This is a genomic window from Noviherbaspirillum sp. L7-7A, assembly GCF_019052805.1.
Classification (GTDB): Bacteria; Pseudomonadota; Gammaproteobacteria; order Burkholderiales; family Burkholderiaceae_D; genus Noviherbaspirillum_A.
The window spans coordinates 3,075,666-3,098,339 of record NZ_JAHQRJ010000001.1 but is presented as its reverse complement, the minus strand read 5'-3'; the positions used below and the strand labels follow the sequence as shown (position 1 = coordinate 3,098,339).

Here is a 22,674-nt window from a genome sequence, read left to right as displayed (position 1 = left end):
ACTCTTATCCTCAATTAAAAACCTCGATATGAACAATTTACCCACCATCATTTCACCGAAGGATGGCGTCTACGGCGTTGACAGCGGCGCGGCGTTCACATCCTTCTCGCGTCAGGTGGAACAGCCATCTTCCACCATGCCCGGCGCTCCCGTGGTCCAGTCAAGGGACAACACGAATGTTGTCCCATCCCGGTTCATCCCGTGGGCTGGCGGCCAGCAAGACACATCGCCTCCGTTAACTACACGCCCGGTAGTGGTAGGGAAAAGCGAGACCGGCGATGCGGACGTTGGCTCGCACAGCGTCGTGCCGGCAAAGCTGGCCGGCAGCAAACCTTGCCCCCAGGTGCAGAGGCTTACCGGTTTGATTGATGGGGACACTCTGACAGTTGATGAAACGCTAAACGCAAGTACGATGGGCGCACTTTGCCATATCCTGAAAGAGCCGAATTGCGGGTTGGCTAAGCTTGTTATAACGATCAAACAAAAAGAAATGAGCCCTGATGTTGCCCGCATGCTGTCCATGGCGCTAAAAGTAAATCGCACGCTTACTCACCTTCGTGTCTATAACGCGGCGACTAACAGTAATGGCCTGGCCTGGCTGATGGATGAGGTGGCGGAGGCGTTGAAAATCAATCAGACGCATGGCGCGGCCAGGCTGATGGGTGCGGTGGCGGATGCGCTGAAAACCAATCAAACGCTCACCAGCCTTTGCTTCTCCAGCATCAAGATTGGCGATGACATTGCTGCCAGCCTCTCGGAGGCGTTAACGGTCAATCGCAGCCTCACTAATCTTCGTCTTTTATCTGTCGAGACGAGCGCTGACGGCTCTGCCAGGTTGTTGAATGCATTGAAAGTCAACTCCACGATCACTGAGCTTGATCTTTCTGGTAGTGGAAATGCCAATGCCGCTGCATTGCTTTGGGAGGTATTGAAGGTCAATAAAACACTTACTACGTTTCATTTTGAGGGCACTAAAATCGCTGACAAATGTGTGGGGCTATCGAATGCATTGAAGGTCAATGACACGCTTACTACGCTTAGCCTCTTTGGCAGCCTGGATGGCGATGAAGGCGTGGTCAGGCTATCGGAGGCGTTGAAGGTTAATAAGGCACTCACCAAGCTTGATCTTCGCGCCTGCCGTATTGGCACTGATGGCGCTGGCACGCTGGCCGAGGCATTGAAGGTCAACCTTACCCTGACCAGCCTTGATCTTCAGGACTACACCACGCACAGGGACGCTAAATGCACCGGGTCAATCGCATCCAGCCTTCAAAGGAATCAGCAATTCCACCTGACGAAGAAACATGCTGCGGGGTTCATGGAGCTTGCCAGCGGCTTGGGGCAATTTCCCAGCGAGATTTCCGATGTTCTAATCGAGCAGATGGCGGCGCTGCCACCGAACCAGCGGCAGGAGAGCATCGCCAGCATTAAAGCCATGAGCGCGGCGATTGGCGGTCCTCGCTAGAAGACCTGACCCCGCCGCGCTATCCTTGATTACCCCCGCAACGGCTTATAGCGAATCCGCTTCGGCTTGGCGCCTTCCTCGCCCAGCCGCTTCTTCTTGTCGGCCTCGTACTCCTGGTAATTCCCGTCGAAGAAGGTCACCTGCGAATTGCCTTCGAAGGCCAGGATATGGGTGGCGATGCGGTCCAGGAACCAGCGGTCATGGGAGATCACCATCACGCTGCCGGCGAATTCCAGCAGGGCGTCTTCCAGCGCGCGCAGGGTTTCCACGTCGAGGTCGTTGGACGGTTCGTCGAGCAGCAGCACGTTGCCGCCCATGAGCAGGGTCTTGGCCAGGTGCAGCCGGCCGCGCTCGCCGCCGGAGAGGTTGCCGACGACCTTCTGCTGGTCGCTGCCCTTGAAGTTGAAGCGGCCCAGGTAAGCCCGCGACGGCATCTCGAAGCGGCCCACGGTCAGCAGGTCGGCGCCGTTGGAGACATCCTCGAACACGGTCTTCCTGTTGTTCAGGTCATCGCGCGACTGGTCGACCAGCGACAGCCTGACCGTGGATCCGATCACGACTTCGCCGCTGTCGGGCTGCTCGCGCCCAGCCAGCATGCGGAAAAGGGTGGACTTGCCGGCGCCGTTAGGGCCGATGATGCCGACGATGGCGCCGGGCGGCACCTTGAAGGACAGGTTGTCGATCAGCAGCCGGTCGCCATAGCCCTTGCTGACGTTCTTGAACTCGATGACTTCATTGCCCAGGCGCTCGGCCACCGGAATGAAGATTTCCTGGGTCTCGTTGCGCTTCTGGTATTCATGCTCGGACAGCTCGTTGAAGCGGGCCAGGCGCGCCTTGCTCTTGGCCTGGCGGCCCTTGGGATTCTGGCGCACCCATTCCAGTTCCTTCTGCAGCGCCTTCTGGCGCGCGCTTTCCGTCGACTCTTCCTGCTTCAGGCGGTTTTCCTTCTGTTCCAGCCAGGAGCTGTAATTGCCTTTCCAGGGAATGCCGTGGCCGCGGTCCAGTTCCAGGATCCATTCGGCCGCGTTATCGAGGAAGTAGCGGTCATGGGTGATGCCGACCACGGTGCCGGGGAAGCGGTGCAGGAACTGCTCCAGCCAGTCCACCGACTCGGCGTCGAGGTGGTTGGTGGGCTCGTCCAGCAGCAGCATGTCGGGCTTGGACAGCAGCAGCCGGCACAGCGCCACCCGGCGCTTCTCGCCGCCCGACAGCACGCCTATCTTCGCGTCCCAGGGCGGCAGGCGCAGCGCATCGGCCGCCATCTCCAGCTGCAGCTCCAGGTTGCCGCCGTCGCTTGCTGCGATGATGGCTTCCAGCCGCGCCTGCTCGGTGGCCAGCGCGTCGAAGTCGGCGTCGGGTTCGGCATAGGCCGCATACACCGCGTCGAGCTTGGCGCGGGCGGCGAAAGCCTCGCCCAGGCCGGCCTCGACCGCCTCGCGCACGGTCTGTTCCGGGTCCAGCTGCGGCTCCTGCGGCAGGTAGCCGATATTGAGGTTGGGCATCGGAATGGCTTCGCCTTCGATGTCCTTGTCGACGCCGGCCATGATTTTCAGCAGCGTGGACTTGCCGGAGCCGTTCAGGCCCAGCACGCCGATCTTGGCGCCGGGGAAAAACGACAGGGAAATATCTTTCAGGATGTGGCGCTTGGGTGGGACGATCTTGCCCACGCGATTCATCGTGTATACGTAATTGGCCATGTTGGGGTCTGGTTTGCTTGAAGGGCAGGGGAGATAAAGGAGGAGAAGGATAACGCAAGGGCGCGGCAGGGTACAGCCGCGTTCGCCGCTGCCCTTGCCGTGCCGGCATCGATCAGCCCGCCGCCGGCGGCCGGCGCCAGGCGCGCAGCATGCCGTCGGCCGAGTACAGCGCCAGGCCGCCCCAGATCAGCGCAAAGCCGACCAGCCGGCCGATGCCGAACGGCTCATGGTAGAGCCACACGCCCAAAAGCAGCTGCATGGTCGGCACCATGTACTGCATCAGGCCCAGCAGCGACAGCGACAACTGGCGCGCCGCGGCGGCGAACAGCAGCAGCGGAATCGCGGTGATCGGGCCGGACAGCGCCAGCAGCGCCTGGGTCAGCGGCGCGGCGGCGGCAAAGCCGTTCTGGCCATGCTGCGCCAGCCAGGCCAGGTACAGAACGGCAAACGGGAACAGCAGGATGGTCTCCAGCGACAGCCCTTCCAGCGCGCCCAGCGAGGCGGTCTTGCGCAGCAGGCTGTAGATGCCGAAGGTCAGGCCCAGGGCCAGCGAGATCCAGGGCGGATGCCCGGCCTGCCAGGTCAGCCAGCCGACGCCTGCCGCGGCCAGCGCCACCGCCGTCCATTGCACCGGCCGCATGCGCTCCCCGAGCACGAAGAAACCCAGCACCACATTGACCAGCGGATTGATGAAGTAGCCCAGGCTGGCATCCACCACACGGTCATGATTGACCGACCAGATATAGATGCCCCAGTTGGCCGCCAGCAGCAGGGCGCTGGCGGCGAAACCGGCCAGCAGGCGCGGTTTGCCCGCTGCCGCTGCCAGCCAGCTCCACTGGCGCCGCCACAGCAGCACCATGGCCAGGAACAGCAGCGACCACACCATGCGGTGCGCCAGGATTTCCTGCGCCGCAATGCCCTGGAAAAGTTTGAAATACAGCGGGAACAGGCCCCAGGCCAGAAAGGCCAGGGCAGCGGACAGCATGCCAGGGTTCATGGGGAAGAACAGCGCTTCTTGAAAAAAGGAAAGGCGGCATTATGCGCCCGATGGCGGCCGGGCGCCTCCTTCCGGCCCGGTGCCGGCAATCCGCCGTGCTGCTCGTTCATGTCAAGGCACAAGCAACGGTATGCAGGCATACTCGGGCGGCGACATCATGGGTGCCGGCGAAAACGCCCGGCCGGCATGCTCTCAGTTAATATGCGGGTTTTTCCAGAAATTACAGGTGTCCATTGGCCTCTCCCATCACCAACGACAGCCATACCGATGAAGGCAGCGGGCAGGAAGCGCATGGCCATGCCGGCGCCGTCCATGGCAGCCGGCTCCTGACGCTGACCATTGCCGCCATCGGCATTGTCTACGGGGACATCGGCACCAGCCCGCTGTACACGATGAAGGAAGTATTTTCCGAGGAGCACGGCATTGCGCTGACCCATGCCAATATCCTCGGCGTGGTGTCGCTGATCCTGTGGGGACTGCTGCTGATCATCTCCCTCAAGTACGTAACCCTGGTGCTGCGCGCCAATAACCGCGGCGAGGGCGGCATCATGGCCCTGAGCGCGCTGGCGATGTCCTCGGTCGGCACCGGCTCGCGCTGGCATTATCCGGTGATGCTGCTGGGCATGATGGGCGCCGGCCTGTTCTATGGCGATGGCGTGATCACGCCGGCGATCTCGGTGCTGTCGGCCATCGAGGGCCTGGAAGTGGCCACGCCCGCACTGAAGCCCTATGTGCTGCCGCTGACGGTGACGGTGCTGGTGGCGCTGTACTCGCTGCAGAGCAAGGGCACGGCCGGCATCGGCAAGTTCTTCGGCCCCATCGTGCTGGTCTGGTTCGCCACCCTGGCGACCATGGGGGTGATCAACATCGTGCATTACCCGGCGGTGCTGGCCGCCTTCAATCCGCTGCATGCGCTGAACTTCATGCTGCATAACGGCTGGTTCGCCTTCATCGCGCTGGGCGCGGTGGTGCTGGCGCTCACCGGCGCCGAGGCGCTGTATGCCGACATGGGCCACTTCGGCAAGAAGCCGGTGCGGCTGGCCTGGTTCACGGTGGTGTTCCCGGCGCTGGCGCTGAACTATCTCGGCCAGGGCGCGCTGCTGATGTCGACGCCTGCGGCGGTGACCAATCCCTTCTTCCAGCAGCTCGGCCCATGGAGCGTCTACCCGCTGGTGGTGCTGTCGACCATGGCCACCGTGATCGCCTCGCAGGCCACCATCTCCGGCGCCTTTTCGGTGACGCAGCAGGCGATCTCGCTGGGCTTTCTGCCGCGCATGCGGGTGATCTATACCTCCGACCGCGAGATGGGGCAGATCTACATTCCGCTGGTGAACTGGGTGCAGCTGACCATCGTGCTGCTGGCGGTGGTCGGCTTTGGCTCTTCCGGCAACCTGGCTTCGGCCTACGGCATTGCCGCCACCGCCACCATGACCACCACCACCATCCTGACCTTCTTCGTGGTGCGCTTCAAATGGAAGTACAACCTGCTGCTGGCCACGCTGGCGACCGGCTTCTTCCTGACGCTCGACATCACGCTTTTGTCCTCGACCTCGCTGAAGATCGTCAGCGGCGGCTGGTTCCCGCTGGCCCTGTCGGCGCTGATGGTGACCATCATGCTGACCTGGAAGAACGGCCGCGAACTGGTGTTCAACAACCTGAAGAAGCATGCGATTCCGTTGAACGACTTCCTGCAGTCGCTGTTCTACGGGCCGCCGCACCGGGTCGACGGCACGGGCATCTTCTTCCGCGCTGAGGGCGACGGCGTACCGCATGCGATGCTGCACAATCTCCTGCACAACAAGGTGCTGCATCAGCGCATCGTGTTCCTGACCGTCTTCAACCAGGACATTCCGATGGTGCCGATGGAAGACCGGGTCAAGGTCGAACCGCTGGGCCATGAGTGCTATCAGGTCAATGTGTATTACGGCTTCAAGGACGAACGCGACATTCCGCTGGCGCTGGCTCTGTGCGCCAGGCACGGCCTGGAATTCGAGATGATGGAAACCTCCTTCTTCATTGCCCGCCAAACCGTCATCTCCGCCGTCGGCGGCGGCATGGCGCGCTGGCGCGAGGCGCTGTTTGCCACCATGTCGCGCAATGCGCGGGATGCGGCGGACTACTTCCGGGTGCCGACCAACCGGGTGATCGAGCTGGGGACGCAGGTCGAGATCTGAGCGCGAAGCAGCGCGGACCTCGTCCGGGGCCTTCCAACGGCAAGCGGCAAGCGGCAAGCGGTGGCAACTGCTGCTAACGACCAAGGCAACACTGCTGCGCTGCTCATCGCCGGCGACGCGTCATCGCGCAACCGTCCGCCGAGCCCGGAGTCCGCGACAGCTGTGCCCGTCATTACAGCCCCCGCAACTATCACGTCAACATCCGCCACGATAATAACCAGCACCAGGCCAGGCTATGCGTCGTCGCCGGCATCGAGCAGGTCATGCGCAACGTTCGACAGGAACGTGAGTGCTGGCGCCAGCGGGCTCGTGCCGTTGGCTGAAGGCAAGCAGAGCGCTGCGCCTTTGGTAAGCATGGCGACAGACAGTCCACGAGCACGGCAGCTTGCCAATCCGGTCAGCGATGGCAAATTGAGCCTGTTTGATATAAGGCACGATGAAACCTTCCGGGCGCTTGCCGTGCTGCTAATAAGCCCGGATTGCATGATCGCGGACCTTCACGTTAAGCACGGCGGTATCAGTGATGCCAACATGGCTTTGCTGATTGAGGCGCTGAAGGTTAACCGCACGGTTGTCGCGCTTGATTTTGGTTGTGGCACAGCCAGTTCGATGAGCAAGCTGCCTGTCGGAGGCGCTGAAGGTCAACCGCACGCTCAACAAGCTTTTCTTAATGAAATCGAGATCGCGCTGTTGACCAAGATATTTTGGGGGCGACATCAAAGGGCAGCGGCACGATCAAGAAACTCGATCCTTCCTGGAATGGTATTGAACCCGATTTAATCAAGTCAATTAATGCAGTACTTAAGGAGAATAAAAACTTTCAAAGCGCATTGCCTTACGCTCCCCGGTCATTGGAAATCGTCAGCGGCGAGCAATATCCCCAGAGATCATGAATGCCGTCACACAGCAGCTGGCCTTCCTCCCACCCGGCAAACGAGAGGAGGGCCGTGCCACGATCAAGGCGTTGGGAGCGGTGTTACAGCCACCTGGGGGGAAACTGAACTTGCAGTCGCCATCCCCGGAAGGGATGGCGCCTTGTTTCATCCTTCACTACAAGGCCATTCACACACCTGCTGCCTGAAGCGCGGAGGCGATACCCTCCGGATATGACATTCCTGCAGCGTGCGCTTGCCTGTGAAACTACCTGGCTTGCTGCCCATCGCTGCCGCAGGCTTTCGCAGCGCCCATGTCAGTTGGCGATGCAGCGTGTTGGGATGCGGCCGCTTGTAACGGATAAGCCTGCAGATGACCGGCATTGCCCGCTGGCCTGTCCCTGACCAGAATCTGTGCTTCAACGCCGTATCGTCCTGCGCAAGGCCTCCACGCCGATGCCGCCAACCACGCCATCCTTCGCCGGCGCGGCCGCGGACTTGTCGCCGCAACCGTCGCAGCCACCGCAGGCGCCGGCGCTGCTGGCCGGCGTGGCCAGCCTTTGCGCCAGCCGTCCCAGGCCAACGGCGCCAGCCAGCCGGGCGGTATGCTTGCGCAGCGCGGCGCGCAGCGGCCGCGGCAGCAGGCGGCTTGCCGCCACCCACACGGCCCAGGCCACAATCAGTCCGACGATCAGGTTCTGCAGCATGGTCATCCTCCCAGCAGGGCGCGGCTGATCTGGAAGGTGGCGAATGCCGCCAGATAGGCCAGCCCGAACATGTAGCCCGCCATCGCCAGCACCGGCTTCCAGGAATTGGTCTCGCGGCGCACGATGGACAGGGTGGAAATGCATTGCGGCGCGAAGACGTACCAGGCCAGCAGCGAGAGCGCGGTCGGCAGGGTCCAGGTGGCCGAGATCATGGGCGTCAATGTGGTGGCCAGCGCGTCGCCGGTGGCCGACAGCGCATACACGGTGCCCAGCGCGCCCACCGCCACTTCACGGGCGGCGAGGCCAGGGATCAGGGCAATGGCGATCTGCCAGTTGAAGCCAACCGGCGCAAACACCAGCTGCAGCAGCTGCCCCAGTTGCCCGGCCAGGCTGTACTGGATGGCCGGGCCGGTGGCGCCGGCCGGCGGCGCCGGGAAGCTGGAGAGGAACCACAGCAGCACCATCAGCGCCAGGATGATGGTGCCGACCCGGCTGACGAAGATGCGGGCCCGCTCCCACAGGCCAATGGCCAGGTTGCGCAGGTTGGGCCAGTGGTAGTCGGGCAGCTCCAGCATCAGCGCATGCGCGCCCTTGTTGCCCAGCGTGCGCTTGAAGACCCAGGCCACCGCCATGGCCGAGACGATGCCCAGCACGTACAGGCCGAACAGCACCAAACCCTGCAGGTTGAAGATGCCCATCGAGCGCTCGGGGATGAAGGCCCCGATGATCAGCGCATACACGGGCAGCCGCGCCGAGCAGGTCATCAGCGGCGCGATCATGATGGTGGCCAGGCGGTCGCGCGGATTCTGTATGGTGCGGGTAGCCATGATGCCCGGCACCGCGCAGGCGAAGCTCGACAGGAGCGGAATGAAGGCGCGGCCCGAGAGGCCGACGCTGCCCATCAGGCGGTCGAGCAGGAAGGCCGCCCGTGGCAGGTAGCCGGAATCTTCCAGCGCCAGGATGAACAGGAACAGGATCAGGATCTGCGGCAGGAACACCAGCACGCTGCCCACGCCGGACAGGATGCCGTCCACCAGCAGGCTGCGCAGCAGGCCCTCGGGCATGGCGTCGCGCACCAGCGCGCCCAGGCCGTCGACGCCATCCTTGATCAGTTCCATCGGCCACTGCGACCAGGAAAACACCGCCTGGAAGATCAAAAACAGCACCGCGGCCAGGATCACGTAGCCCGCCACCGGATGCAGCACCACCGCATCGATGCGCTCGCCCGGCACGTTCTCGCGGCCGGGGTTGGCAATCGCCGCATCCAGGATGCGCCGCACACGGGCCTGGGTGTCTTCCACCGTGGTGGCGTCGCTGTCCGGGCCGGCTGCGCTGGCGCCGGCATCGGGCGGCGGCAGGCCGGCATGGTCGGCGGCGATCCGGTCGAGCTGGGCCAGCAGCGCGCTGGCGCCGCCCGGCTGCACCGCCACGGTCTCGATCACCGGTATGCCCAGTTCGCGCTGCAGCGCGGCGATGTCGATCTGCATGCCGCGCTTTTTGGCCACGTCCATCATGTTGACCGCCAGCACGGTTGGCCGCTTCAGGCGCAGCACTTCCAGCACCAGGCGCAGGTTCAGCCGCAGCCGGGTGGCGTCCACCACCAGCACCACCAGGTCGGGCGCGGCCTCGTCGGCGCGGGCGCCGAGCAGCACTTCGCGGGTGATGGCCTCGTCGGGCGTCATGGGTTTCAGGCTGTAGGCGCCGGGCAGGTCGGTGACCTGATAGGCCCGTCCGGTGGCGGAGAAAAACTGGCCTTCCTTGCGCTCGACGGTCACGCCGGCGTAGTTGGCCACCTTCTGGCGCGCGCCGGTGAGGCGGTTGAACAGCGCGGTCTTGCCGCAGTTGGGATTGCCCACCAGGGCGAGGCGCAAAGGCCGGATGGCATTCATGAACGGTAATTACGAAGGAATAACTTGGACCATTGCCGCCTCGAAGCGGCGCAGCGCGAACGTGGTGGCGCCGACGCGCACCGCAATCGGATCGGCGCCGGGAAACGATACCGCCACGACGCGCACGGTCTCGCCGGGCACGAAGCCGAGTTCGCGCAGGCGCAGCTGCACCGCGCGTTCCTCGTCGCCGGCAGCGCCGGCCATGCCGGCGACCACGGCGCGCGCGCCCTTGCGCAGCAGCGACAGGGGCTGGCTTGCAGCCGGCGAAAGGGTGGGGTGCATGGCGGCTTGTTGGATGGGTGACATCGGCTGAGAGGATGGGTGCGGCACGGAGACGTAAGTGTAGCACCGTAATGATAATTATTCTTAATTGCGGCGTACGCTGGCAGATTTGATGTAATGCATCTGGCCGGATTCTGCTTGTGCTGTTCTTCGCCTTTGAATCCGGCGAGCCTTTGCTTTCCGGACGAGGCACGAGGGCGCGCAATGAGTGCGTCTATTGAAGGAAAGACGCTTTCCCGCCACGTATGGCGCTACCCACAAGGAAAAATAGTTTGCGGTGAGAAATATAACCTTCACCCCATATAATTGTTTGGATGCAATATTCTTCTTTTAATTTATCGCTCCCGCTCCTGACGCCCTTGACGTCGCATTCTGAGGCGATGCCATGCTGAGTCCCATCACGCTTTTGCTGATCACGGCCGCGCTGTGCGTGGTCATGCTGTTTGTCCTCGGATCGCTGGCGCGCAGCGGCATGGCAGGCGTGAGCGCCTGGCGCGCGGCCAATGTGCTGGCTTTCGTGGCGCTGCTGCTGTACGCCGGACGTGACACGCTGCCAGGCCCGCTGACGATCGAAGGGGCCAACGGCTTGTTCGCGCTGTCGATCGCGGCGATCCATGTCGGCTTCAGGCAGTTCTTTGGCCAGGCGGTGCCGTATCGCCTGCTGGCGGCCGGCTGGCTGGCCACTGTCACTGGCGTGGCCTTTTTCCATTACGCGATTGACGCCATTGAAATCCGCACCGTGGTGGTCTCCATGTTTCATGGCCTAGTCTGCGCCGCCATTGGCGTGACCGTGCTGCGCTCGCTGTCGCAGGCGCGGGCACGCTATCCCTTTTATTTCACCGCCGGGGTGGCGCTGCTGCTGGCGCTGGGGCACCTCGGCCGGGGCCTGATGTATGCGCTGCAGCCTGACATGCAAACTGCCTTCTACCAGGCTACGACCATCAACCTGGTGTTCCTTTCGGTCGGCACGGTGGTGCTGCCGCTCCTGACCATGGGTGCGGTGATGATGGTGCATGACCGGCTGCTGGCCGAAGCGGATGACCGGGCCAACCGCGATTACCTGACCGGCGCCTGGACCCGGCGGGCGCTGTTCCAGATGGCCGAGCATGAGCTGCGGCGCGCCCAGCGTCACCGCCATCCGGTCTCGCTGCTGGTGCTGGACGTGGACCGCTTCAAGCAGATCAATGACAGTTGCGGCCATGCCGAAGGCGACCGGGTACTGGTCGATCTGGTGCGGCGTGCCGGTGCGATGGTGCGCGACATCGACTGCTTCGCCCGCCTGGGTGGCGAGGAATTCGCGCTGCTGCTGCCGTATTCCGACACGGCGGCGGCAATGCATGTGGCGCAACGCCTGCGGCAACTGCTGGAGCAGCCCGAGCCGGGCGCCCTGACGATGACGGCGTACACCGTCAGCATTGGCGTGGCCACACTGGACAGGGACGAACCATTTTCCGCACTGCTCGGCCGTGCCGATGCCGCGCTCTACAAGGCCAAGCATGCCGGACGCAATGTGGTCCGGCTGGCTGAAACGGCCAGTGCTTGCGGGTAAGCCGGCGCGCTGCTCGGGCTGCTACGCCGGCAGGCGGGCCAGGAACAGCTGGAATTCCGCCAGGGAAAGCGGTCCCGCCAGCAGGTAGCCCTGGCCGTCGTCACAGCCAGCGTCGCGCATCCGCTCGCGCAAGGCAGGGGTTTCAATGCCGGTGGCGGTGACGCGGATGTCCAGCGCATGCGCCAGCGTGACCAGCGCTTTCAGGAAGCCGGGCCTGGCGCTGTCCTGCGCCGGATCGAGCTTGACCGTGTCGACCGGCAGATGCTGGATGCAGGCAAGCGCGCCGCCGCCCGCGCCGAAGTGGTCGACGGCAATGCGCACGCCCCTGGCCTTGAGCGCGGCAAGACGCCGTGCCGCCGCATCAAGATCGTCGGTCAGGGCAGTCTCGGCCAGTTCCAGTTCCAGCAGTTGCGGCGCCAGGCCGGCAGCCTCCAGCGCCATGCCCAGCCGTTCTCCCAGCGCCGGATGGCACAGCTGGCGTGCTGACAGATTCACCGATACCCGCAGCGCGCGGCCGAACTGGCGCTGCAGCCGGCCGCCCTGCAGGCAGGCTTCCCGCAGCGCCCAATGGCCGATGTCGTCCATCAGGTCAAGCTGCTGCGCCACCGGAATGAAGTCCTGCGGCGCAATCCGGCCCAGGTGCGGATGATTCCAGCGCAGCAAAGCTTCCATGCCGGTCACCGCCATGCTGCGCAAATCGAGTCGCGGCTGATAATGCAGTTCGAATTCGCCGCGTTCCAGCGCCCGGTGCAGCGCCTGTTCCATCAGCATTCTGGCGCGCGCCCTTGCATTGACCTCGGCTTCGAAAAAGCACCAGCTGTTGCGGCCGGCTGCCTTGGCGCGGTGCAGCGCGGCGTCGGCATGCCGGAACAACGTTTCGCGGGTAGTGGCGTCGGCCGGATGCATCGCCACGCCGATCGATGCGCTGATGCCCACTTCCTCCCCGGCCACGGTGCATGGCGCGGCCAGCGCCGCCAGCAGGCGGCCGGCAGTGGCAGCGGCATCGGAAGCGCCGGCAGGGCAGCTTGCCGCCACGACGAATTCGTCGCCGCCCAGGCGGGCGACGATGCCATCGGCCGGCAGCATGGCGCGCAGGCGCAAGGCCACCTGGCGCAGCAGCTGGTCGCCCGCTTCGTGTCCCAGCGCCTCATTGACTTTGCGAAACTGGTCGATGTCGAGGAACATCAGCGCGACGGGCTTGCCGTCCGCTTGCTCCAGCATGTGCTGCAGCCGCTGATGGAGAAGGGTTCGGTCGGGCAGGCCGGTAAGCGCATCATGCAGGGCCAGTTCCTGTTCACGGTTTTCCGGCAGCCCTGTGTTGGGGCGGCTCAGGAAACAGCTCAGCCTGTCCGGGGCGCCGCTGGCATCCCGGCTCATGCTGGCATGCAGGCGCACCGGGATCGCATGGCCATCCCGATGACGCAAGGTGAAAATGCCGGGCAGCATGGCATCGGCCTCGCCTGGCGTGCGCGGGCCGCCGGGAAGCAGCCAGGCCAGATTGCGGCCTGCCAGATCGTCCGGCGCGTAACCGCTGATGGCACACAGCGCCGGATTGGTTTCCAGCAGCATGCCGTCATGACCGGCAAGCAGGTAAGGGCAGGGCGCAAGTGCCGTCAGATCATGCAACTGCTGCCGCGACTCGCGCAGGCGCTGCGCCGCCTGCAGCAGCGCCGCACCGGCCTGTTCCCCGGCATTTGAACGGCCCTGATGGGCATCGCCTTTCATGGGTGATGGAAGTTTGCCCATGCTCGATGGCTGCGCCTGGCTGGCATGCTGAGGGCTGGTTTCTGGAGGAAGGCGCTGATTCATCGATGCTATCGCAAGAGAATTTCTCCTCAGAAATATATAGCATGGCTATCAAAATTGCCATTCTCTATATCCCTATGCGTTGCGCTTGAACAATAAATTGCCACGAGAAAAATTTTCTTGAATGCTATTTTTTGTGCGATGAAAGAACATGTTTTGTTCCAAAAGCTCGGATGCCCACAGTGCGATTAAGGATCAGCTCATGCCTTTTTTTCAAAAGCCTTCATCTGCCTCATTCGTCCGGCCCACCGCATATCACGCGGGCAGCCGGCTCATCAGTGCCAGGCGTTCACAGAGCCCGGTCACGGCGGCATTAAGTTGGCCGCTGGCATGCGGTCTGGCCGCCATCGTCCTCTGGCTCAGCCTGCAATGGTGGGACATCGACCATGCGGCTTTCGGCGATGCAAATGCGACGATCGAGCCGGAACCGGAAAGCAGCCCTCTGCCTGCAGCGCCCGATCTTTCTGCGCCTGCAATGCTGGCCAGGCACCAGCAACTGGTGCATCAGCACCTGTTCTTCGCCAACATGCTGCTGTTCGGTCTGGGGCTGGTCGGGATGCTGCTGGCTGTACGTCTGGAGAAACGCAGGCAGCATGCCGAGCAAGTCCGCAGTGCCTGTCTGAGCGCCATGGACGCCGGCAAGGAAGGCCTCCTTATCCTGCGCCCGCTACAGGGCCACGGTAGCCACGTAACCGATTTCATCATTCAGGACTGCAATGAGCGCGGCGCCGGGCATGCCGGGCTGTCGTGTCGCGACCTGCTGGGCAGGCGGCTGAGCGAACTACGCGACAGGGAAGGAATTGCCGGCCTGGTCCAGGCATGCCGCCACGCAATGGCAGCCGGTTCGCATGAGGAAGAGCTCGAAACCGGACGTGACGGCGAGCGCGTCTGCCTGCAGCGGCGCCTGGTACGCGCCGACGCCGGACTGGTGATCACGCTGCGCGACATCTCCGAGGCCAGGGCGAATCAGGACATCCTGATGAAAATGGCCCACGTGGATGCACTGACCGGTTTGCCCAACCGTCTGTGGCTGACCAATTTCCTGCCCCGTGCAATCGAGGCGGCCGCTGCCACCGCTTCCAGCCTGGCGGTGCTGTTCATCGATCTGGACGACTTCAAATCCGTCAATGACGCCTGCGGCCATGATGCCGGCGACGCGCTGCTGGCGGCCGCCGCCGGCCGGCTGGCCGCGGCCGTCCGTACGGAAGACAAGCTGGCGCGCCTGGGCGGGGATGAATTCGTGATCGTGCTGGCCGAAGCCGATCACGCCGAGATCGTCCAGGTCGCCCACCGCATCATTACTGCCCTGGCGGAGGACTTCATGCTGAACGACCACGGATGCCGCCAGACCCAGGCATCGATCGGCATCAGCGTGTATCCGCAGGACGGCACCTGCGCTGCTTCACTGCTGCGCAATGCCGACCTGGCGATGTACATGGCCAAGAGCAGCGGCAAGGGCCGCTATGCATTCCATGCCGCCAGCCCAACGGCGCTGGCCGAGCCGCTTCAGCCAGCCGAGGCATTGGCCGGCGACCGTGTCTGAGCCTGCCGCACCAGCAAGGGGTAGGGATTGACGGCGCCGGCATTGGTGTAGATGCCGTAATGCAGATGCGGCGGCGTGCCGCGCGCATTGCCGGTGGTGCCGACATAACCCAGCACATTGCCGCTGGCGACCCGCTGTCCGCGCCGCACATCGGAAAAGCGGTCGAGATGGGCATAATAATGCCGCTGCCCGCCAGGCCCGAGCACCCATACCACCTGTCCTCCGAGACGGTTATTGCCCACGTCCAGCACGATGCCCTCGGTGGCGGCGCGCACTGCCCGGCCGCGCGGCGCGAAGATGTCCAGGCCTTCATGGCGGCGGGCGCCGCCGTCGCGCGGCGCATGCCAGTTGTCGCGCAGCGCGGCCGGATGCACGCCATCAACCGGCATGGCCACTGACTGCGGCGCCGGCATCGCAGCCAGCCGGGCAGCGTACCAGGCCGTCTTCAGCGGCGCCTCCGCCAGAAACAGCAGAAACAGCAGGAACTGCAGCAACACGGCGCGCACGAGATGGCCGGCGAAGCGGGACAGCATGAGCATGCAATCGGGAAGGGAAGATGGGCCTGCCGTTTGGAGTGCCGGTGCGGCTGCAGGTTCAATGCCGGCGCGCCACGCGGCCGGGCAGGCCTGACTCAGGCCGAGGCTGAGGGCTTGCGCGAGGTCAGCGCCATCAGCGCATCGAAATTGATCGGCTTGACCAGGTGATGATCGAAGCCGGCCGCCATCGCATCCTTCTTGTCCTTCTGCTGGCCGTAGCCGGTCAGCGCCACCAGCGTTGCGCTGGCTGTTTCGGGCATGCCGCGCAGGGTCGCCGCCACTTCATAGCCGGTCATGTCGGGCAGGCCGATATCGAGGAAAACGATGTCGGGCCGGAAGCTGGCCGCGGTGGCGAGTGCTCCCTTGCCGGTGTTGCTGGTGGAAACCGTATGGCCATTGATCTCCAGCAGCGCGCACAGCATGGCGGCGGAGTCGGCGCTGTCGTCCACCACCAGGATGCGGTAGCCTTGCTCCGTGCTGGCCTCGGCCGCCGCCGCCGGCACCGGCAGCGGCGCGCTGGCCATCACCGGCAACCTGACCTCGAAGGTGCTGCCCTGTCCTTCGCCCTGGCTGCTGACGGTGACAGTGCCGCCGTGCAGCTCGACCAGTTTCCTCACCAGCGACAGCCCGATGCCCAGGCCATCCTGCACCCGGTCGGACACATGCTGGGCCTGGGCGAACAGGTCGAAGATGCGGGCCGCACTGCCCGGCGCGATGCCGATGCCGTTGTCGGCAATGCGTATGACCAGCATGTCGCCTTGCAGCGCGGCCGTGAGCGCGACCTGGCCGCCCACCGGCGTGAACTTGGCGGCATTGTGCAGCAGGTTGCCGATGATCTGCGCCAGCCGCACATTGTCGCCATGCAGCGTGACACGCTGCGGCGGCAGGGTGACCGACAGCGCATGCCGGCGCGACTCCATGATCGGCTGCACGGTTTCCAGCGCGGTGCCGATGAAGGCTGCCAGCTCGGTCGGCTCGCGCCGCAGGGTGATCTTGCCCTGGTTGATGCGCGAGACATCCAGCAGGTCGTCGACCAGGCGCACCAGATGGTTGGTCTGGCGGATGATGGTCTGGCGCGCCTGCTCCTGCTGCTGCGGCGCATCGTTGCCGAGCTGGCGCAGCAGTTCGACCGCATTGCGTATCGGGCCCAGCGGATTGCGCAGTTCATGCGCCAGCGTGGCGAGGAACTCGTCCTTCTGGCGGTCGGCGTCGCGCAGCTGCCGTTCCACCCGGCCCAGGCGCAGCAGCGCCTTCACATTGGCCACGAGTTCCTCCGGCTCGATCGGCTCGAACAGGTAATTGTCGGCGCCGCCGTCCAGGGCGCGGATCTTGTCGGCGCTGGACAGATAGGATGCCGAGGTCTGCAGCACCAGGATCGAGCCGGTAGCCGCATCCCGCTTGAGCATGCGGCATACCTCCATGCCATGGATGTCGGGCAGCTTCATGTCCAGCAGCACCAGGTCGGGATGGTGTTCATTGGCCATCTGCAAGGCTTCACTGCCGCTGGCGGCCTCGATCACCGTCAGGCCGGCACGGGTCAGGATGCGCGTCTTGGCATAGCGGGCGCCGTCGTTGTCGTCGACATTGAGCACCAGGGGATCATGCATGCTTGCACTCATAAAGCCAGCCGCCTCACGACGGATTCTCCTTGATAGTCTGCGTGCCGGCGCCAGTCAGGTAATCCAGCGTCGACAGCAGTTCCAGCCGTGATAGCGGCTTGATGTAATAGGCATCGGCGCCCAGTGCCAGGCCCTTGCGCTTGTCGTCGGTCTCGGTGGCCAGCACCACCGGCACCCGCGCGCGGCGCTGGTCGCTCTTGATGTCGGCCAGCCAGCGCCAGGTTTCCTCGCCCTTCAGGCTGACATCCAGCAGCACCGCCGCCGGCTCCTGCACCAGCCACTGTTCCTCGGCTTCGCGCACGCTGGTCGCATGCACCGGCCGGAATGCCGAGCCATGCAGGAAGCGCTCGTACAGCAGGCGGGTGGATTCATCGTCTTCGACCACCAGCACCGGCAGCCGTCCGTCGCTGCCGTCATCGTGACTGCCGGAGCCGGCCGCAGGCGACGCGGCGGCCGGCTCCGGCAGCGCCGCGTAACGCACCGGCAGCACCACCGAAAAGGTCGAGCCTTCGCCCAGCCTGCTTTGCAGCTCGACCCGCCCGCCCAGCAGCGCGGCCAGCTTGCGGCACAGGGGCAGGCCCAGGCCCGTGCCCTTGACCCGCTTCTGCAACCGGTTCTCGACCTGGGTGAATTCCTCGAACACCAGCTGCTGGCTTTCCTCCGGAATGCCCACGCCGGTATCGCGGACCGACAGCCGTACCGACTGCTCCGACGGCACGGCAACGGCGCTGATCCTGACTTCGCCGGCGTCGGTGAACTTCAGCGCGTTGGAAATGAAATTGCGCAGGATCTGCGACAGCTTGGCCTCGTCGGTGTACAGGGCCGGCACGCCGGCCGGCTCATCGAATTCCAGCCGCACCGATTCGGTCACCAGAAGCGGGCGCAGCATGCCGCGCAGCGCCGAGAACAGCTCGGCCACTTCGAACTTGCCGGGCCGGATGTCGATCTTGCCGGCTTCGATCTTGGCCAGGTCGAGCAGGTCATTGACCAGCTCCGACAGGTCTTCCGCGCCGCGCAGGATGAAGGTGACCTGCTTTTCCTGCTCGGTCGTGAGTTCGCCGTCGACCCGGTCCAGCAGCAGCTTCGACAGCGCCCGGATCGAACTGAGCGGCGTGCGGAACTCATGGCTCATGTTGGACAAGAAGCGCGACTTCATCTCGTCGGCGCGGCGCAGGTGGCCGGCCTTTTCATCGAGTTCGGCATACAGCGCCACCACGCCGCGGTTGGTGTCTTCCAGCTCGCGCGTGAGCTGCAGCAGTTCTTCCTGCCGCGCCTTCAACTCGGCCAGCGTGGACAGCAGTTCGCGGTTCTGCTGCTGCACTTCGGTCAGCGTGGCTTCGGCCGGCATTGCCGCCAGGCGCGCGCCGATCTCGCCGATCAGCGCCGGCGTGAGCAGGCGCGCCTGCGCCGGAAAGAGCTTCTTCAGTTCCACCAGGGTGCCGCCAGGGCCGGTGTCGACCGTGAAGCGGTCCATCAGCCGCTGCGCGCCCAACAGGCCCATGCCCATGCCGGTTGGCGACTTGTACTGTCCCCCCAGGATGGCATCGAGATCGGCGATGCCGCGGCCATGGTCTTCGATGCGGATGATCAGCACCTGCGGCGCGGTCTCGCCCTCGATCAGGAATTCCGCGCGGCCCGGCACGGCATAGTTGTACACATTGCGCGCGATTTCCGACACCGCGGTGGCAATGCGGGCCTGGTCCTGCAGGCCAAAACCGCACAGCGCCGCAATCTGGCGGGCGCGCTGCCGGCAGGCCACCACGTCGAACTCGGCCTGGATGCCCACGGTGAGGATGCGCTTGGTCATCTGCCGCTACTCCCGGTTCCTCTGAGCCACCACCACGCTGACATCGTCGCGATGGCGGGCATAGTCGCGGTACAGCACCGCGGCGATCAGGGAAGGATGATGCCGCAGCAGGCCGGGATAGCGTTCCAGGTCCCAGCGGGTGGCCAGGCCGTCGCTGTGCATGATCAGGATGTCGTCGTCGCCGAAGTCCATCTGGAATTCCTGCACCTTGCGCATATTGCTGCCCACGATGCCATTGTGCGAAACCAGATGCCTGGAAGTCGATGCCGCATGCACCGAGACGCTGATGTTGCCGATGCCGGCAAAGCGCAGCGTGCCCTCGGCCAGATTCAGGCAGGCCACCGCCAGCGCCGCGCCGCGCGTGCCGCGCAGCGCGGCATGGGCATCCTGCACCAGCGCTTCCGGCGCGAACGATGCCTGCGCATCCACCAGGGCCACCGCGGCCTGGGAAGCGCGGGCCGCCTCGGGGCCATGGCCCAGGCCGTCGGCCACCATCAGCAACAGCTCGGCATTCCTGCAGGCCGAGCCCCAGGCGTCGCCGCATGCATGCTCGCTGGGCAGGGGCAGGCAGACGGCGCCGACCGTCCACAGCGTCACCGGCGCCGCAGTGGGCCAGACCGCCATGCGCAATACGGTGCCGTGATTGCGGTCGGTGTACAGGTCGAATTCGTCCGCCACCCGCTGCATCGCACCCAGGCCCACGCCATAACTGCCGGCGGTGGACATGCCGTCGCGCATGGCCAGATCGAGGTTGGCGAAGCCCGGCCCATTGTCGATGGCCAGGATCTCCATGCCGTGGCTGCCGGCCCGTTCCAGCGGCCGCAGCAGGATGTCGCCGCTGCCGGCATGCTTCAGCACATTGGTGGCGGCCTCGGTGATCACCAGGGCCGCCTTTCCGGCCATGGTTTCATTGAAGCCCAGCGTGCCGGCCAGGGTGTTGCCGGCACGACGCACGGCGGCGATGCCGCTGCTGTCGGTGACCGGGTGGATGGTCTGGGGCGCCAGGGAATTCAAAACAGCTTCCACTTCGCAATGCGCACCGTCGTGCCCTGGCCGGGCGCCGTGATCAGTTCGAAATCGTCGGCCAGACGGCGCGCGCCGCCCAGGCCCAGGCCCATGCCGTTGCCAGTGGTATAGCCATCCTTCAGCGCCAGGCTGACATCCTCGATGCCGGGCCCCTGGTCGATGAAGCTGAGGATGACGCCGCGCCGGCCGCCGTCGGTCACCTTCTCGATATGCGCCTCGCCGCCGCCGCCATAGCGCAGCGTGTTGCGCCCGAGTTCGCTGGCCGCGGTGATCATCTTGGTCTGCTCGATCAGGGAAAAGCCGATGGACACCAGGCACTCGCGCAAGACCTGGCGCATGCGCACCACGTCCTCGTCCGCCCGCAGCGGAACTACCTTCACATCGATGTCGTTGCCAATCAAGACGTCACCTTTCGTGCCGACCGCAGGCCGGCATCCGGCGTGCAGCGGGCTTCATGAAAAACTGCCCAGGTTCAGCATGGTCATGCCGCGTTCGACATTCAGGGCGGTCTTCACGCCTTCCAGCGTCAGGCCCAGTTCGACCAGGGTAATCGCCACCGCGGGCTGCATGCCGACCAGTACCGTGTCGGCATCCAAAATCTTTGCCATTGCAGCAATATTATTGATCATACGGCCGATAAACGAATCTACCAGATCGAGCGCGGAGATATCGATCAGCACGCCCTTGGCACGATCTTTCACAATACGGGTGGTCAGGTCATCCTGCAGCGTCATTGCCAGACGGTCATGCATGTCGACCTGGATGGTGACCAGCAGCAACTGGCCCATTTTCAATATAGGGATGCGATCCATATGAACCTCAACGGTCTTTCTGGACGATGACAGAACCGGCGCGCTGCAGCGCCACCAGGAAGGCATCGGCCAGGGTGGCCTTGGTGATTACGTCCTCCAGGTTCACGCCAAGGTGGACGATGGTCTGGGCAATCTGGGGCCGGATGCCGCTGATGATGCAGTCCGCGCCCATCAGCCGTGCGGCTGCAACGGTTTTCAGCAGATGCTGCGCCACCAGGGTGTCGACGGTGGGCACGCCGGTGATGTCGATGATCGCAATCGAGGCGCCGGTATCGACGATCTTCTGCAGCAGGCTTTCCATCACCACCTGGGTGCGGGCGCTGTCCAGGGTGCCGATCAGGGGCAGCGCCAGCACGTCTTTCCACAGCTGCACGACCGGCGTCGACAGTTCCAGCAATTCCTGCTGCTGGCGCATGATGACCTGCTCGCGGGACTTCTGGTACGACTCGACGGTGAACAGGCCCAGTCTGTCGAACAGCGAATTGGTCGCCATGATTTCATTGACCAGCGCGGCCGGGTCGTTCGCCAGTTCCGTCTTCAGATAGGACGTCAGCGGTTCCTTCAGCGAAAACACGAAGTTGGCGGTCTCGATCGAGCTGTAGCCCTGGCGCACACGGTTGGCCGAGATGTCGCCCAGCAGCTGGCGGGCCTCCTGCCAGGCATTGGAATCGATATCGGCGCTGCCGGCGTTCCTGATCGTCGTGCCCACCAGCATGAGGAAGCGGCTGGCCTGCTGGCGAAGTTCGGTTTCGGCATGCGCATCGCGCCGGCCGATGCGGGAGATCAATGAAGCCAGCCAGCCTTCGAGCAGTTTTTCCTGGTGTTGAATAATGATATCGCCCAGACGGCTGGTTTCATTTTGCATAGCGGTTCCTTGTAAGTACGTGTGCCATTCAGGCCGGGGGAGGGAAGGCGTGACATGCATGCCAAAAGGCAATAGCAGCGACCATTATAAAAGATGCAGCAAGGTTTCAGAGAAACGCTATTGCAAGAATGCACATTCCTTTATTTCGCGCAATGTCGGCCGCAAGTAAATTGCCCGCAATTTTCATGGCAGCCTGGATTCATGCCGGTGCGCCGGCATGCCGCCCGCCGCATACCGGGCAGGCCGGATTGCGCTGTATCCGTATGCTGCTCCACTCCATGCTCATGGCGTCGAGCAGCAGCAGGCGGCCGGCCAGCGGCTCGCCGAGGCCGGCCAGCAGCTTGAGCGCCTCGGCCGCCTGCATGGTGCCGATGATGCCCACCAGCGGCGCGAACACGCCCATGGTGGCGCACTGGACTTCCTCGAACTCCTGGTCGGGCGGGAACAGGCAGGCATAGCAGGGCGCGTCCGGCCGGCTGCTGTCGAATACCGAGATCTGGCCGTCGAAGCGGATGGCGGCGCCCGACACCAGCGGCACGCCGGCCGCGACACAGGCGGCATTGACGGCGTGGCGGGTGGCGAAATTGTCGCTGCAGTCCAGCACCACGTCGGCCGCAGCCGCCAGCGCGCGCAGCCGCTCGCCTTCCAGCCGCTCCGTCAGGGCGACCACTTCCACTTCGGGATTGATGCCCGCCAGCGTCAGCTTGCCGGACTGCGCCTTCGGCTGGCCGACCCGGTCGGTGGTGTGCAGGATCTGCCGCTGCAGGTTGGTCAGGTCCACCGTGTCGTTGTCGGCCAGCGTGATGCGGCCCACGCCGGCGGACGCGAGGTAGAACGCGGCGGGCGACCCCAGGCCGCCGGCGCCAATTACCAGCGCATGCCCGGCCAATAGCTTTTCCTGCCCCTCGATGCCGATCGGGTCGAGCAGGATATGGCGGGAGTAGCGCAGCAGTTGTTGGTCGTTCATGGATGGAGCCAGGCCTGAAAAAACAAGGCCGCATCGCTGCGGCCCGTGGGATGGATGCCGA

Annotated in this window: 19 protein-coding genes; 5 read left to right on the top strand and 14 right to left on the bottom strand. The window is 64.4% G+C overall.

Annotated features, from left to right (window positions below; genetic code table 11):
- Positions 1–28 precede the first annotated feature (28 nt).
- The gene (locus KTQ42_RS14060; RefSeq protein ID WP_217346064.1) at positions 29–1,465 is read left to right on the top strand and encodes a hypothetical protein; all 1,437 of its coding nucleotides are present in this window, start codon (positions 29–31) and stop codon (positions 1,463–1,465) included.
- Positions 1,466–1,494: 29 nt separating this feature from the next.
- On the opposite strand, the gene ettA is transcribed toward KTQ42_RS14060, so the two are convergent.
- Both ettA and rarD read right to left on the bottom strand, forming a co-directional pair.
- Complete coding sequence (ettA, locus tag KTQ42_RS14055; protein ID WP_217346063.1) at positions 1,495–3,162, bottom strand: energy-dependent translational throttle protein EttA; 1,668 nt, start codon at positions 3,160–3,162, stop codon at positions 1,495–1,497.
- 112 nt (positions 3,163–3,274) lie between these two features.
- Positions 3,275–4,159 (bottom strand): EamA family transporter RarD, encoded by an 885-nt coding sequence (gene rarD, locus KTQ42_RS14050; RefSeq protein WP_217346062.1) that lies wholly within the window; start codon positions 4,157–4,159, stop codon positions 3,275–3,277.
- Positions 4,160–4,485: 326 nt separating this feature from the next.
- On the opposite strand from rarD, the gene KTQ42_RS14045 reads away from it, so the two are divergent.
- Both KTQ42_RS14045 and KTQ42_RS14040 read left to right on the top strand, forming a co-directional pair.
- Positions 4,486–6,333: a potassium transporter Kup gene (locus KTQ42_RS14045; RefSeq protein ID WP_249222946.1), complete on the top strand. Its 1,848-nt coding sequence runs from the start codon at positions 4,486–4,488 to the stop codon at positions 6,331–6,333.
- Between the two features lie 285 nt (positions 6,334–6,618).
- Entirely contained in the window at positions 6,619–7,113 is a 495-nt protein-coding gene (locus KTQ42_RS14040) for a hypothetical protein (RefSeq protein ID WP_217346061.1), read from the top strand.
- Between the two features lie 511 nt (positions 7,114–7,624).
- Here the strand turns inward: KTQ42_RS14040 and KTQ42_RS14035 are convergent.
- The 3 genes from KTQ42_RS14035 to KTQ42_RS14025 are packed head-to-tail and all read right to left on the bottom strand — an operon-like array spanning position 7,625 to position 10,083.
- Positions 7,625–7,912: a DUF6587 family protein gene (locus tag KTQ42_RS14035; RefSeq protein ID WP_217346060.1), complete on the bottom strand. Its 288-nt coding sequence runs from the start codon at positions 7,910–7,912 to the stop codon at positions 7,625–7,627.
- 2 nt (positions 7,913–7,914) lie between these two features.
- Entirely contained in the window at positions 7,915–9,801 is a 1,887-nt protein-coding gene (locus KTQ42_RS14030) for a ferrous iron transporter B (RefSeq protein ID WP_217346059.1), read from the bottom strand.
- Between the two features lie 9 nt (positions 9,802–9,810).
- Positions 9,811–10,083 carry a FeoA family protein gene (locus KTQ42_RS14025; protein WP_217346058.1) on the bottom strand — a complete coding sequence of 91 codons (273 nt, stop codon included), beginning with the start codon at positions 10,081–10,083 and terminating at the stop codon, positions 9,811–9,813.
- 385 nt (positions 10,084–10,468) lie between these two features.
- Between KTQ42_RS14025 and KTQ42_RS14020 the strand changes: the two genes are divergently transcribed.
- Positions 10,469–11,632, top strand: coding sequence for a GGDEF domain-containing protein (locus KTQ42_RS14020; RefSeq protein WP_217346057.1), 1,164 nt, complete (start codon positions 10,469–10,471; stop codon positions 11,630–11,632).
- A 21-nt stretch (positions 11,633–11,653) separates the two neighbouring features.
- On the opposite strand, the gene KTQ42_RS14015 is transcribed toward KTQ42_RS14020, so the two are convergent.
- Positions 11,654–13,378 carry a GGDEF and EAL domain-containing protein gene (locus KTQ42_RS14015; RefSeq protein ID WP_217346056.1) on the bottom strand — a complete coding sequence of 575 codons (1,725 nt, stop codon included), beginning with the start codon at positions 13,376–13,378 and terminating at the stop codon, positions 11,654–11,656.
- Positions 13,379–13,640: 262 nt separating this feature from the next.
- Here KTQ42_RS14015 and KTQ42_RS14010 point away from each other — a divergent pair, with 262 nt between their 5' ends.
- The gene (locus KTQ42_RS14010; protein WP_217346055.1) at positions 13,641–14,981 is read left to right on the top strand and encodes a sensor domain-containing diguanylate cyclase; all 1,341 of its coding nucleotides are present in this window, start codon (positions 13,641–13,643) and stop codon (positions 14,979–14,981) included.
- Here the strand turns inward: KTQ42_RS14010 and KTQ42_RS14005 are convergent.
- The 8 genes from KTQ42_RS14005 to moeB all read right to left on the bottom strand — a co-directional run bounded on the left by KTQ42_RS14005 (position 14,945) and on the right by moeB (position 22,613).
- Entirely contained in the window at positions 14,945–15,520 is a 576-nt protein-coding gene (locus KTQ42_RS14005; protein ID WP_249222764.1) for a M23 family metallopeptidase, read from the bottom strand. The two genes, KTQ42_RS14010 and KTQ42_RS14005, sit on opposite strands and share 37 nt — an antisense overlap.
- 92 nt (positions 15,521–15,612) lie before the next feature.
- Positions 15,613–17,124 carry a response regulator gene (locus tag KTQ42_RS14000; protein ID WP_249222763.1) on the bottom strand — a complete coding sequence of 504 codons (1,512 nt, stop codon included), beginning with the start codon at positions 17,122–17,124 and terminating at the stop codon, positions 15,613–15,615.
- A 25-nt stretch (positions 17,125–17,149) separates the two neighbouring features.
- Positions 17,150–18,943: an ATP-binding protein gene (locus KTQ42_RS13995; RefSeq protein ID WP_217346053.1), complete on the bottom strand. Its 1,794-nt coding sequence runs from the start codon at positions 18,941–18,943 to the stop codon at positions 17,150–17,152.
- A 6-nt stretch (positions 18,944–18,949) separates the two neighbouring features.
- A complete protein-coding gene (locus KTQ42_RS13990; protein WP_249222762.1) occupies positions 18,950–19,957 on the bottom strand; it encodes an ATP-binding SpoIIE family protein phosphatase in 1,008 nt (335 codons plus the stop codon).
- Positions 19,954–20,307: an anti-sigma regulatory factor gene (locus KTQ42_RS13985; protein WP_217346970.1), complete on the bottom strand. Its 354-nt coding sequence runs from the start codon at positions 20,305–20,307 to the stop codon at positions 19,954–19,956. The genes KTQ42_RS13990 and KTQ42_RS13985 overlap by 4 nt, the downstream gene beginning before the upstream one ends.
- 114 nt (positions 20,308–20,421) lie before the next feature.
- Positions 20,422–20,781, bottom strand: coding sequence for an STAS domain-containing protein (locus tag KTQ42_RS13980; RefSeq protein ID WP_217346051.1), 360 nt, complete (start codon positions 20,779–20,781; stop codon positions 20,422–20,424).
- A gap of 7 nt (positions 20,782–20,788) precedes the next feature.
- Positions 20,789–21,646: an STAS domain-containing protein gene (locus KTQ42_RS13975; protein ID WP_217346050.1), complete on the bottom strand. Its 858-nt coding sequence runs from the start codon at positions 21,644–21,646 to the stop codon at positions 20,789–20,791.
- A 199-nt stretch (positions 21,647–21,845) separates the two neighbouring features.
- On the bottom strand, positions 21,846–22,613 hold the full coding sequence (gene moeB / locus KTQ42_RS13970; RefSeq protein ID WP_217346049.1) for a molybdopterin-synthase adenylyltransferase MoeB: 768 nt from the start codon (positions 22,611–22,613) through the stop codon (positions 21,846–21,848).
- Positions 22,614–22,674: the final 61 nt, after the last annotated feature.